Source organism: Streptomyces sp. SID3212, assembly GCF_009865405.1.
GTDB lineage: Bacteria > Actinomycetota > Actinomycetes > Streptomycetales > Streptomycetaceae > Streptomyces.
On the sequence record NZ_WWJY01000970.1, the window covers coordinates 1 to 11280 of the forward strand.

The 11280-nt window shown below is 72.8% G+C and carries 12 protein-coding genes; 3 read left to right on the forward strand and 9 right to left on the reverse strand.

Translation table 11 applies throughout. From position 1 onward, the window contains the following. Positions 1-200: 200 nt before the first annotated feature. Together GT042_RS29125 and GT042_RS29130 are read right to left on the reverse strand one after the other, a co-directional pair. Positions 201-1616 carry a HAMP domain-containing sensor histidine kinase gene (locus tag GT042_RS29125; protein WP_161311696.1) on the reverse strand — a complete coding sequence of 472 codons (1416 nt, stop codon included), beginning with the start codon at positions 1614-1616 and terminating at the stop codon, positions 201-203. Next, on the reverse strand, positions 1613-2317 hold the full coding sequence (locus GT042_RS29130) for a response regulator transcription factor (protein WP_161311697.1): 705 nt from the start codon (positions 2315-2317) through the stop codon (positions 1613-1615). The genes GT042_RS29125 and GT042_RS29130 overlap by 4 nt, the downstream gene beginning before the upstream one ends. Positions 2318-2395: 78 nt before the next feature. On the opposite strand from GT042_RS29130, the gene GT042_RS29135 reads away from it, so the two are divergent. Continuing rightward, positions 2396-2968, forward strand: coding sequence for a hypothetical protein (locus GT042_RS29135; protein WP_161311698.1), 573 nt, complete (start codon positions 2396-2398; stop codon positions 2966-2968). Positions 2969-3025: 57 nt separating this feature from the next. Here the strand turns inward: GT042_RS29135 and GT042_RS29140 are convergent, their stop codons facing one another. The 6 genes from GT042_RS29140 to GT042_RS29165 all read right to left on the reverse strand — a co-directional run bounded on the left by GT042_RS29140 (position 3026) and on the right by GT042_RS29165 (position 7985). Beyond that, complete coding sequence (locus GT042_RS29140) at positions 3026-3646, reverse strand: TetR/AcrR family transcriptional regulator (protein WP_202534113.1); 621 nt, start codon at positions 3644-3646, stop codon at positions 3026-3028. Between the two features lie 76 nt (positions 3647-3722). Then, positions 3723-4964 (reverse strand): FAD-dependent oxidoreductase, encoded by a 1242-nt coding sequence (locus GT042_RS29145; protein WP_161311699.1) that lies wholly within the window; start codon positions 4962-4964, stop codon positions 3723-3725. Then, complete coding sequence (locus tag GT042_RS29150) at positions 4961-5158, reverse strand: ferredoxin (RefSeq protein WP_161311700.1); 198 nt, start codon at positions 5156-5158, stop codon at positions 4961-4963. Before GT042_RS29150 ends, GT042_RS29145 begins: the two co-directional genes overlap by 4 nt. Before the next feature lie 55 nt (positions 5159-5213). Then, positions 5214-6437, reverse strand: coding sequence for a cytochrome P450 (locus GT042_RS29155; RefSeq protein ID WP_161311701.1), 1224 nt, complete (start codon positions 6435-6437; stop codon positions 5214-5216). 183 nt (positions 6438-6620) lie between these two features. Further along, positions 6621-7484: a fused MFS/spermidine synthase gene (locus tag GT042_RS29160; protein ID WP_161311702.1), complete on the reverse strand. Its 864-nt coding sequence runs from the start codon at positions 7482-7484 to the stop codon at positions 6621-6623. 159 nt (positions 7485-7643) lie between these two features. Further along, the gene (locus GT042_RS29165; protein WP_161311707.1) at positions 7644-7985 is read right to left on the reverse strand and encodes a hypothetical protein; all 342 of its coding nucleotides are present in this window, start codon (positions 7983-7985) and stop codon (positions 7644-7646) included. 289 nt (positions 7986-8274) lie between these two features. Between GT042_RS29165 and GT042_RS29170 the strand changes: the two genes are divergently transcribed. After that, the gene (locus GT042_RS29170) at positions 8275-9612 is read left to right on the forward strand and encodes a tetratricopeptide repeat protein (RefSeq protein ID WP_161311703.1); all 1338 of its coding nucleotides are present in this window, start codon (positions 8275-8277) and stop codon (positions 9610-9612) included. Positions 9613-9649: 37 nt separating this feature from the next. Here the strand turns inward: GT042_RS29170 and GT042_RS29175 are convergent, their stop codons facing one another. Next, on the reverse strand, positions 9650-10246 hold the full coding sequence (locus GT042_RS29175; protein WP_161311704.1) for a histidine phosphatase family protein: 597 nt from the start codon (positions 10244-10246) through the stop codon (positions 9650-9652). Positions 10247-10463: 217 nt separating this feature from the next. On the opposite strand from GT042_RS29175, the gene GT042_RS29180 reads away from it, so the two are divergent. Then, on the forward strand, positions 10464-11280 hold an 817-nt coding region (locus GT042_RS29180; protein WP_237531316.1), incomplete at its 3' end, for a phosphatase PAP2 family protein.

Consider the following 11280-nt stretch of genomic DNA (forward strand, 5'->3'; position numbering starts at 1 on the left):
GGGGGGGGGGGTGGTCGGGCGGGGACGGCGCTTACGCACGCTAGCCGCTCCGATACCGACAAAAGGCCTGTTCGGGGCGGTGCTTGAGGTTCTTAGGGCGCCCTTAAGGAAGGCATGGGGGCCGGTTAAGACCGACCGGTACGTGGAGGTGCCCGGAAGTTCGGAGGTGCCCGCAGGGTCACCGGTAGGTCACCGGAAGGTCAGATGTCCGCGCCCCGGCGGCCCGGCGTGCCGCGTTTCCGCCCGCGCAACCGGTGGCCCCGCGGCTCGCGGGCGGGCCGCCATCCCTCGCGCCCGATCCAGATCCGGACCTCCGTGCCGCCGAGCACGGACCGCCCGATCCGTACGTCCCCTCCGGTCGACTCCGCGACCCGGCGCACGATGTCCAGGCCGAGGCCCGTCGAGCCCTCCCGGCCGCCACTGTTGCCCCGTACGAGCGCGGCCTTGGGGTCGGCGATGCCGGGGCCCGCGTCCGAGACGAGGACGATCACCGCGTCCTCGCCGTTGTGCACGTCCACGGAGAACGCGGTGCCCTCCGGGGTGTGCCGGAAGACGTTCCCGAGCAACGCGTCGAGCGCGGCGGTGAGTTCGGGGCGGGCGACCGGGATGCGGATCGGCGCGCCGACCCCCGCGAGCCGTACCTTCCGGCCCTCGTCCTCGGCCAGCGCCGACCAGAAGTCCATACGCTCGCGGACGACTTCGGAGACGTCACAGCCGACGGCGGGCGTGTTCGCGACCGTGTGGGAGGTGGATTCGCGAGCGGTACGGATGATGGTGTCGACCTCGCGCTCCAGCTGGGCGACCGCCGCTCTGGTCTGGTCGGCGGCGGGCCCCTCCCCCAGCGAGGCGGCGTTGAGGCGCAGCACGGTCAGCGGGGTGCGCAGCCGGTGGGAGAGGTCGGCCGCCAGCTCCCTCTCGTTGGCGAGGAGCTGGACGACCTGGTCGGCCATGGAGTTGAACGCGACGGCGGCGGAGCGCAGTTCGGGCGGTCCCTCCTCGGGGACGCGGACACCGAGCTTGCCCTCCCCCAGGGCGTGGGCGGCGCCCGCGAGCCGCTGGGCGGGCTCGACCATGCGCAGACCGAGGCGGTCGGCGACGGTCACCGAGCCGACGACGAGCGCGATGCCGACGCCGGCGAGCACGAGCCAGGCGGTGGTGACCCCGTTGGAGACCTCCGCCTCGGGGACGTACACCTCCACGATGGCGATCCAGTTGGAGCCGAGACTGGATCCGAGGGCGGTCGGCTGGAGCAGCGCGAAGCCGCCGGGGACGACGGTGATGGAGGCGCGGCCCAGCCGCCGTACGGTCGCCAGGTCCTTCTCGGCGGCCCGGCGGGTGCCCAGCTCCAGCGGGAGGCTGCCCGGTTCGCCGGAGGGCGGGACGTGGACGGCCATCTTGCCGTCGGCGCCGGCCTGGGTGGAGGCGATCGCGCGGTCGAGCTGGTCGCGGTCGGAGGTGATGGAGAGGGTGGGGCCGATGGCGGCGGCCTGGCGTTCGGCGTTGGTGAAGGCGCGGTCCCTGGCCATCTCCTTGATGACCATGCCCAGCGGTACGGCGAAGGCGATGACGACCATCACCGTGACGGCCAGCGAGACCTTGATCAGTGCCCACCTCATACGGGCCGCTCCGTGGCCGGGGGTTCGAGCTTCACGCCGACCCCCCGCAGGGTGTGCAGATAGCGGGGCCGGGCGGCCGTCTCGCCCAGTTTGCGGCGCAGCCAGGACAGGTGGACGTCGATGGTCTGGTCGTCGCCGTACGACTGCTGCCACACCTCGGCGAGCAGTTCCTTGCGGGGTACGACCACTCCGGGGCGCCCGGCGAGGAAGGTCAGCAGGTCGAATTCCCGGCGGGTGAGGTCGAGCCGGATGCCGTCCAGTTCGGCCTGGCGGCGCAGCGGGTCGATGGCGAGGCCGCCGACGCGGATGACACGCGGGGACGCGGCCTCGCCCGAGGTGGCACGGGAGCGGCGCAGGACGGCCGCCATGCGGGCCGACAGGTGCTCGACGGAGAACGGCTTGGTGAGGTAGTCGTCGGCGCCGTCGTTGAGGAGCCGGACGATCTCGGTCTCGTCGTCCCGCGCTGTGGCGATGATCACGGGCACGTCGGTGATGCCGCGCAGCATCTTGAGCGCCTCCGACCCGTCGAGATCGGGCAGGCCGAGGTCGAGAATGACCACGTCGAAGTGGAAATGGGCCACTTCGCGCAACGCCTCCAGGGCCGTCCCGACACTGCGTACGGTGTGGGAGGCCTCGGTCAAGTGCCTGATGAGGGCGGAGCGTACGAACTGGTCGTCCTCGACCACGAGCACACTGGGCATGGGCGGCACCGTACGCCATTCGGGGGATACCGGCAGGCGGTTCCCCGCCGCACCCCCGGTGGGGCACCATGGGCCCCGATGCGTATCGGACTCGTACATGCCATTGCGTGGTCGCTCGCGACGGGCGCCGCCGTCACGCTGTCGTGGTGGGGTGTCCACACGGTGATGGCGGGGACGGCGTACGACCCGCCGCGCGCGGTGCCGATCGGCAAGGACAGCGCGACGACGCAGGGCGCCCGGCCGGTCGTGTCCTCCACGCACCGCCCGCCGAGTCCGTCCCCGTCGCCGCCGTCCCCCTCGGCGCGGAAGCCGGAGGTGTCGGCGAAGCCGTCCCCGACGCTCACCTTCGTTCCCGTTCCCGTTCCGTCGCAGAGCTACGGCGGCCCGGCCTCGAAACCGGCGGCCGAGCCGTCCTCGGCCCCGCCCCAGGGCAACGTGAAGAGTTACTCGGTCGACGGGGGCCGGGTGGTCCTGGACATCGGTGAGGCCGCGGCGGAGCTGGTGTCGGCGACGCCGGACTCGGGGTGGCAGATGCAGGTGTGGACCCAGCCGACCTGGATCCGGGTGACGTTCACCCGGGACGGGCGGGAGGTGTCGGTCTTCTGCACCTGGCACGACCATCCGCCGCTGGTGGAGTTCGACGACCGCTGAGGGGCCTGGCTTCTTCCGCGTCGGGTACGACGGGGCGCGTCAGGTGCGTCGGGTGCGTCAGGCGAGGACCAGGGAGACGAGCTCGTCGATGAACGACCGGCGCTCCTCGGGGGTCAGTCCCCGCTGGATGCTGTGCAGCAGCGCGACCCGCCCGTACACGGCGACGAAGACCATGACCGCCGCCCGGTCGCTCGGCAGGCGCAGGGTGTGCCCGGCCGCCTCGCACCGGTCGAACGCGGCGGTCAGCGCCTCCACCACGTCGATGAGGACGGGCGGCGCGGCGGACCGGGGTTCGCCGGAACCGTTGCCGAGGACGAGGCGGTGGTGGGCGGGGTTGTCCGTCGCGAAGTCGCAGTACGCGTACAACTGGGCGTGGACCCGCCCGGCCACGTCCTCCGGGGGCACCCCTTCGTCGGCCTCGCGCATCAGCGACCGGAGCCGGGCGTGCTCGTGGTCCATCAGACCCTGGACCAGTGCCGTCCGGTCGGTGAAGTGGTGGTAGATGCTGGCGGGGGCGATGCCGACCGCGCGGGCGACCCCGCGGATGGTGAGGCCGTCCTCGCCGCCGAGCCCGGAGAGCAGACGGCCGGCCGCGTCCAGGATCTCGACGCGCAGACGCTCGCCCTCGCCCCAGCGGTTACGCGTCCGTTCCGGCTTGATGTCCACGTCGTCTGGCACGAGGCCATTCTTACCGCATGCGGCGGACGCGGGGAGGGGACCGCCGGGGCGCGGACGGCCGCCCCTCCCCGCGGCCTCATCCCACGGCGTGGGCCGTCGCCTCCTCCCAGGGCGCGCGTTCGGCGACGTACCGGCGCAGGGCGCGGGCCTCCCGTGGCATGTTCCAGCTCATCGCGCCGACCACCCGGCCGTCCGCGCCGCCGTACAGCCCCGCGAACCGCCCCTCGGCGGGATCCCCGGCGACGACGCGGAACTCGGCTCCCCGGCCTGTGCCTGCGCCCCTGCCAGCGCCTGCGCCCCTGCCTGTGCCTGTGACGCCGTACGCCTGGATCTTCACGTCGTACTGATCGGTCCAGAAGTACGGCACCGGCGTGAACGGCCGGCCCGCGCCCAGCAGGGTCAGCGCGGCGGCGGTCCCCTGCTCGGTGGCGTTCATCCGGTGCTCGACGCGGAGGCGTCCCAGGTCCCGGTGGTGCCAGGACGCCACGTCGCCCGCGGCCACCACGCCGGGGGCGGCCCGGCACAGCTCGTCGCACTCCACTCCGTCGCCGAGCGGGAGCCCGCTGCCGGTGAGCCAGCCGGTGGACGGGGTCGACCCGATCGCCACCAGGACAAGATCGGCCGGGACGAGTGTGCCGTCGTCCAGGACCACGCCCACCACCCGGCCGTCCTCCCCGGCCAGTCGCTCGACGCCGGTGCGCGTGCGCACCCGTACGCCGTGCGCGGTGTGCAGCCGGGCCGCCAAGTCGCCGACCAGTGGCCCGAGCTGACGGATCATCGGCGCGGGCAGCGGATCCACGAGGGTGACGTCCGCGCCCAGCTCGACGGCCACCGCCGCGGCCTCGGATCCGAGGAAACCGGCGCCGACGATCACCACCGAGGCCGCCGCGAGGAGCCCTTCGCGCAGCGCGAGCGCGTCGTCGAGGGTGCGCAGGACGTGGACGCCGCCGAGTTCGTGCCTCTGCGGGAGGGAGCGCGGGGTGACGCCGGTGGCGATGACCAGCCCGTCGTACGGGAGCACCTGGCCGCCCGCGAGAGTGACCGTACGCGCGGCGGCGTCGAGCCCGGTCGCGGCCCGGCCCAGGAGCCAGCGCGCGTCGAGACCGGCGAGGTGGTCGTCACGCCGGAGGGCGGTACGGTCCGGCGTCCAACTCCCGCGCAGGACCTGCTTGGACAGCGGCGGGCGGTCGTAAGGCGGGTGGGACTCGTCCCCCACCAGCGTGAGCCGCCCCGTCCAGCCTTCGCACCGGAGCGCCTCGGCGGCGGTCAGGCCCGCCGCCGAAGCACCCACGACAACGATCTCGGACGGACCGCTCACGACTCGGCCAGTGTGATGGCGAGCGCCGGACAGACGCGCGCCGCCTCGCGGGTGTCCGCCTGCTGTTCCTCGGGCGGGTCCGGGTCCAGCAGCACGGCGATGCCGTCCTCGTCCCGCTGGTCGAACACGTCCGGCGCGGCCAGGACGCACTGCCCGGAGCCGACACACTTGTCCTGATCGAGGACCACCTTCATCGCGCTGTTCCTTTCCGTTTCCGGGTCACCGCATCTCCGGTCACCAGGTCACCGGTCACCAGATCACCGGGAGTTCGTGCACCCCGTAGACCAACATGTCGTGCTTGTACCTCAGCTCCTCGGCCGGCTTCGCGAGGGCCAGGGTGGGGACGCGGCGGTACAACGTGCTGTAGACGACCTGGAGTTCGACCCGGGCCAGGGGCTGGCCGAGGCACTGGTGGACGCCGAAGCCGAACGCGACGTGATGCCGCGCGTCGCGGCCGAGGTCGACGGCGTCGGGATCCGGGAAGACCGCCTCGTCGCGGTTGGCGACGTCGGTGGCGGCGATGATGCCCTCGCCCGCCCGGATCAACTGCCCGCCGATCTCCAGGTCTTCGCGCGCGACCCGGCGCCGCCCGGAATGGACGATGCTGAGGTGGCGCAGGAGTTCCTCGACGGCGTTCGCGACCGCCCTGGGGTCGTCGGCCGCGCGCAGCCGGTCCAGTTGCGCCGGGTTCTCCAGCAGCACGACCGTACCCAGGCCGATCATGTTGGCGGTGGTCTCGTGCCCGGCCACCAGCAGCAACAGGCCCATGGCGGCGACCTGTTCACGGCTCATCCGGCCGGTGCCGAGCTGTTCGACGGCCAGCCGGCCGAGGACGTCCCGCGCGGGGTCGGCCTTCTTCCGGTCCACCAGATCGGCGAGATAGCCGGTCATCTCCGTCACCGCCGCGAGGGACTGCGCCGGTGTGGCCTCGCGCGACACCATCGTCCTGCTGAGCCGGTGGAAGAAGTCACGGTCGGCGTACGGGACTCCGAGCAGCTCGCAGATGACCAGCGAGGGCACCGGCAGGGCGAACGCCTGCACCAGGTCGGCGGGTTTCGGACCGGCGAGCAGGTCGTCGATCAGGCCGTCGACGATCTGCTGGATGCGTGGCCGCAGCGCCTCCATCTTCTTGATCATGAAGTCGGACGTGAGGAGACGGCGCTGGGCGGCGTGTTCGGGATCGTCCAGGGTGATGAAGGTCTTGGCCCGCCCCAGCCGGGCGGCCGTGGCCTGGGTGGCGTGCGGGTAGCCCGGCAGGTCGGAGTCGGCACTCACCCGGGGGTCGGCGAGCACGGCCCGTACGTCCTCGTAGCGGGTGATCAGCCACGGTGTGCTGCCGTCCCAGAGCGTGACCCGGGAGACCGGCGCTTCGTGCTGGATCCTGCGCAGCGCGGGCGGCGGGTCGAAGGGGCAGCCGCGTGCCATCGGGAAATCGGGTGCGGGTGGGGGTGCGTGTACAGGTGTGGGGGACATGCTTTCCGTCACCATGGACTCCTACGGAGAGTTACCAAACCATTGTTCGGGAAGTTGCTGAACAAACGTTAGGCAACGGCATTCGCACTGTCCAGGGCGGATGGCCTCCTTGTGATCAGAACCGGCCACGGCGCACGACGAAGGCGCGCCGGAGCCGTATCGGAGCCGCGCCGGAGCCGAAAGCTACGAGAACGCGTCCGCGGGCGGCGGCGGGGACGGCTTGGCGCTCGCGTCCGTGACGACGGCCGCTCCGCCGGTGAAGTCCCTGAGGGCGCGGCCGTGTTCGACCCGGCCGGGGTGCGGATCGCCCGCGATGCGGCGGGTCAGTTCCGTGACCGGCAACTCCCGGTCGGACGCGAGGAGTACGGCGTTGCCGAAGCGGCGGCCCCGCAGGACCGCCGGGTCCGCGGCCAGCGCGAGATGGCCGAACAGCGAGGCCGCGGTGGCGATCTGGCCGCGCAGGTGGGCGAGGGGAGGCCCGTCGGCGAGGTTGGCGGTGTAGCAGCCGTCCGGGGCGAGGACCCGCCGTACCTCCGTCAGGAATTCCGCGCTGGTGAGGTGCGCGGGGGTACGGGCTCCGCCGAACACGTCGGCGATCACCAGGTCGGCCCAGCCGTCCGGCACCTTCCCGAGACCGGCCCTGGCGTCGGCGGACCTGACCTTGATCCGAGCCTGGTGGTCCGGCGGGAGGTGCTCACGGACCAGTTGGACGAGCGGCGCGTCGACCTCCACGACCTGCTGGGTCGAGCGGGGCCGGGTGGCGGCGACGTACCGGGCGAGGGTGAACGCCCCGCCGCCGAGGTGCAGGACGCGCAGGGGTCGGGGGGCGGGCGCCACGAGGTCGGCGACATGGCCGAGCCTGCGCTGGTACGCGAAGGACAGGTGGGTGGGGTCGTCCAGATCCACGTGGGACTGCGGGGCGCCGTCGATGAGCAGCGTCCAGGCGCGGGGGCGCTCCCGGTCCGGTACGAGTTCGGCGAGGCCGCCGTCGACCGGTGCGGTCACCGTCTCGGCCGTACCTCGTCCGCCCCGCCTGTTCCTGGCCATCCCCCCAGTATCGGGGTCGCGGCGGACATGCGGAGATCCGGCGGGGGTGCGGGCCCCTGCGCCGGGTGCGGGACGGGTGGTGCCGGGTGCCTGACGTGCGTCCTGTGCGACGTACGTCCTGTGCGACGTACGTCCTGTGCGCGCGTCCCGTGTGCCGTACTACCGGCAGCGGTCCGCCGCCTCGATGAGTCTCGCCGCCTCGCCGAGCGCCGCGCGCAGCACCGCCGGGTCCGTGACGGGGTCGGACGCCTCCGGCGGCAGCAGCCAGCCCGTTCCGGTGACCGGCGGCTCCTCGGCGGGGGTACGCGGACCGCGCCCGCCCGTCCGCGTGCAGGCGCTGCCCGGGACGTCCCACTCCTCCGCCGTACCGGGCGGCACGAGGAAGCCCAGGGTGTGACAGGAGCCGTCGTGCAGGACCGGCCCCACGGAAGGCGTGGCCCCGCGCCGGAGGATGTCCACCGCCTCCAGACCCTGCCGGGCCGGGACCGTCACCAGGTCCAGCGCCTCGCCGCCGTCGCGCTCGGGCGTGTACCGGTCTCCATACCGACCTCCACCTAACAAGGGAACCCTCCTCGTCGAGCGGAGACGCGTCGAGCGTCTCCACAGTCTCCATAGGGTTCAACGTCCGCCGGAGTCAACAGCTACGGAGCCACACCGCCGCAAAGGATGGCAGTTCATGGCAGATCGTGGGCGAGATATCCCCTTTGTAGGCAAACACCGTATGTGCCCCCCGTCCCAGGAGGTACGTTCTTGCCCGCCGGACCACCGGAGCACAGGAGAGGGCTCGGCCATGGCGTCGTCTCGGGCAGTTCCCAACCTCCCCTTCCGCCGGCAGCGCGGACAGCGCTCGCCGGGGGAGTTCGCCGCTGCCGTGCGCAGGGCCGCCCGGGAGATCGGTGAACACGTGGCGTGCGACGCACGTTATATCGGTCGGGTGGAAGCGGGTGAGATCCGCTGCCCCAACTACGCGTACGAACGGGTCTTCCTGCACATGTTCCCCGGGCTGACCCTGACCGACCTGGGCTTCACGGCCCGCGAGCACGTTCGCGGCCGTGCGGCGCGGGTACCCGTGGAGCAGACCGCCCACGACCCGGGACACAGCGAGATCAGCGAGGAGAGCGACGTGCTGCGTCGCGCATTCATGACCAGCGGTTCCGTCACCATGGCCGCCGCGACCCTGGGCCTCGGCGGCACGGCCGCCGCGGCCGTGCCCTCGATCCCGGCCCCGCGCCGGATCGGTGACACCGAAGTGGCGGCCGTCGAGGCGGCGGTACGGCGCATCCGCGTGCTGGACGACCGGCACGGCGCCGACGGCCTCTACCGCCAGGCGGCGGTGCCGCTGCGCGGCGCGTACGCGCTGCTCGACGCGGGGACGGCGACCCGGCAGTCCACCACCGACCGGCTGCACTCCGGCGCGGGCGAGTTGTCGATCTCCGTGGGATGGCTGGCGCACGACTCGGGACGCTTCGACGACGCCCGCTCGCACTACGCGGAGGCGCTAGCGACCGCGCGGGTCGCGGGCGACCCGGCGCTGGAGGCGCACGCGTTCTGCAACACGTCGTTCCTGGCGCGGGATTCGGGCCGGTACCGGGAGGCGTTACGGGCCGCGCAGGCGGGCCGGGGCGCGGCCAAGCACCTGTCGTCCGCCCGGCTGCTGTCGCTGCTCGCCCTGCGGGAGGCGGGCGGCTGGGCGGGGCTCGGGGACCGTACGAACTGCGAACAGGCCCTGTCCCAGGCCCACACGCTCTTCGACCGGGGCCCCTCGGACGCGGACCCCGAGTGGATGTCCTTCTTCGGCGAACCGGAGCTGGAGGCCCTGGAGGCGCAGTGCCACGCGGCGTTGGGCGACTGGGCGCGGGCGGCCCGGCACGCGTACCGCGCCTCCGTACTCCAGGATCCGCACTTCACCCGCAATCTCGCGCTCTACCGCGCCGAGTTGGCCACGGACCTGGCACGCGCGGGCCGGCCCGACGAGGCCGCGGCGGCGGGGCGGCAGGTGCTCGACCTGCTGGACGAGGTCAAGTCGTCCCGGATCCAGGGGATGCTGGCGGTGACGGCCCGGCTGCTGCTGCCACGACGGCGGTCACCGGAGGTGGCGGCGTTCCTGGAGCGGCACGCGGCCGTGTAGCCCCGTGGGACCGTACGGCGATCGTCAGGGACCTGGCTCAGCCCACCAGATGCGCCGTGTCGTTCCAGACCTCGATCGCCGGGGAGCCGTACGCCCAGTTCAGGACGGACACGGACGTCGGGTCCAGCCGTATGCGGGCCGCGAACGACACGTCCTCGCCGAGCCAGCGCGCCCCGATCGCCCGCAGGATGTGGCCGTGGGCGAAGACCAGGACGTCACGGTCGGCGGACCGCGCCCAGGCGACCACCTCGTCCGCGCGGGCGGCGACCTGTGCCAGGGTCTCGCCGTCGGGGACACCGTCGCGCCAGATGAACCAGTCGGGCCGCGCGGCCTTGATCTCGGCCGGGGTCAGCCCTTCGTACGCGCCGTAGTCGAACTCCATCAGCGCGTCCCACTCCGTGGCGCGCTCCCCGAACCCGGCGAGGTCGCACGTCTCGCTCGCGCGGACCAGCGGGCTGGTACGGACCTCGGCGCCGGCCAGCCCGGACCACGGCGCGCGGTGCAGGCGTTCGCCCAGCAGCGTGGCGCCGCGCCTGCCCTCGTCGAGGAGCGGAATGTCCGTCCTGCCGGTGTGGCGGCCGGAAAGTGACCAGGCCGTCTGGCCGTGCCGGGCCAGCAGGACGCGCGGTGCCATCGGGGCTCTCCCTGGAGTTCACAACGGGTGCCGCCCCATCATCGCGTACCTGAACATTGGGCAACCCCCAGGGGGATATCGGCGTCCTCTTTCGGGGAGAAGGTGATGTTGTCGAACGTTGATCCGGAGGGACACCCGGCCGAAACGTCCGACCGGCCGCACCGTACGGTTGAACGTCGGCCGAAAACCGTATGACAACATGATGGAGATCGTCCGGATGCCGTACAGCGCCAGCGCGGAGACCAGGCCGCACCCCCGGCCTCGGCTCCGGCTCCGGCCGCGCTGGTGGGCCGAGCTGGTGCTGATCGTCGCCGTCTACGCCGCGTACTCGGCGGGCCGGCTGATGGCGCGCGGCGACGTGTCCACGGCGGTCGGCCACGGACTGGCGATCCTGCGGATAGAGAAGGCGTTGCGCCTCAACGCCGAACACCCGCTCAACCGGCTCTTCACCAGCACCCCCGCCCTGGGCATACCCGCCGACTTCGCCTATGCCTCGCTGCACTACCTGGTCACTCCGGTGGTGCTGATCTGGATCTTCCGCAGCCGCCCCGCCCGGTACCGGGCCGCCCGTACGTGGCTGATGCTCTCCACCCTCCTGGGACTCATCGGCTTCACGCTTCTGCCGACCTGCCCGCCCCGCCTCCTGGAGGCCGGGCACGGCTTCGTGGACACGATGGCGCAGTACAGCTCGTACGGCTGGTGGGGAGCGCAGGCGAGCGCGCCGCGCGGGCTCGGCGGGATGACCAACCAGTACGCGGCGATGCCGAGTCTGCACGTCGGGTGGGCCGTGTGGTGCGGGGTGCTGCTGTGGCGGCACGCGCGTTCGCCGTTCGTGCGGTGGGTGGGGGTCGCCTATCCCATGGTCATCACGATCGTCGTGATGGGCACGGCGAACCATTACTTCCTGGACGCGGTGGCGGGTGTGGTGGTGATGGCGGCGGGGGCGCTGCTGACCCGGCCCGCCCTGCGCCTGGCGGACCGCCTGTGGGCGGCGCTGCCGTTCGCCGCTGCGGGAGCGGGAGCCGATGCGGGGG

Coding starts and splice junctions, on each gene's coding strand:
- GT042_RS29125 (WP_161311696.1), bottom strand. CDS start 1,616: ATGAGGTGGGCACTGATCAAGGTCTCGCTGGCCGTCACGGTGATGGTC.
- GT042_RS29130 (WP_161311697.1), bottom strand. CDS start 2,317: ATGCCCAGTGTGCTCGTGGTCGAGGACGACCAGTTCGTACGCTCCGCC.
- GT042_RS29135 (WP_161311698.1), top strand. CDS start 2,396: ATGCGTATCGGACTCGTACATGCCATTGCGTGGTCGCTCGCGACGGGC.
- GT042_RS29150 (WP_161311700.1), bottom strand. CDS start 5,158: ATGAAGGTGGTCCTCGATCAGGACAAGTGTGTCGGCTCCGGGCAGTGC.
- GT042_RS29155 (WP_161311701.1), bottom strand. CDS start 6,437: ATGTCCCCCACACCTGTACACGCACCCCCACCCGCACCCGATTTCCCG.
- GT042_RS29160 (WP_161311702.1), bottom strand. CDS start 7,484: ATGGCCAGGAACAGGCGGGGCGGACGAGGTACGGCCGAGACGGTGACC.
- GT042_RS29170 (WP_161311703.1), top strand. CDS start 8,275: ATGGCGTCGTCTCGGGCAGTTCCCAACCTCCCCTTCCGCCGGCAGCGC.
- GT042_RS29175 (WP_161311704.1), bottom strand. CDS start 10,246: ATGGCACCGCGCGTCCTGCTGGCCCGGCACGGCCAGACGGCCTGGTCA.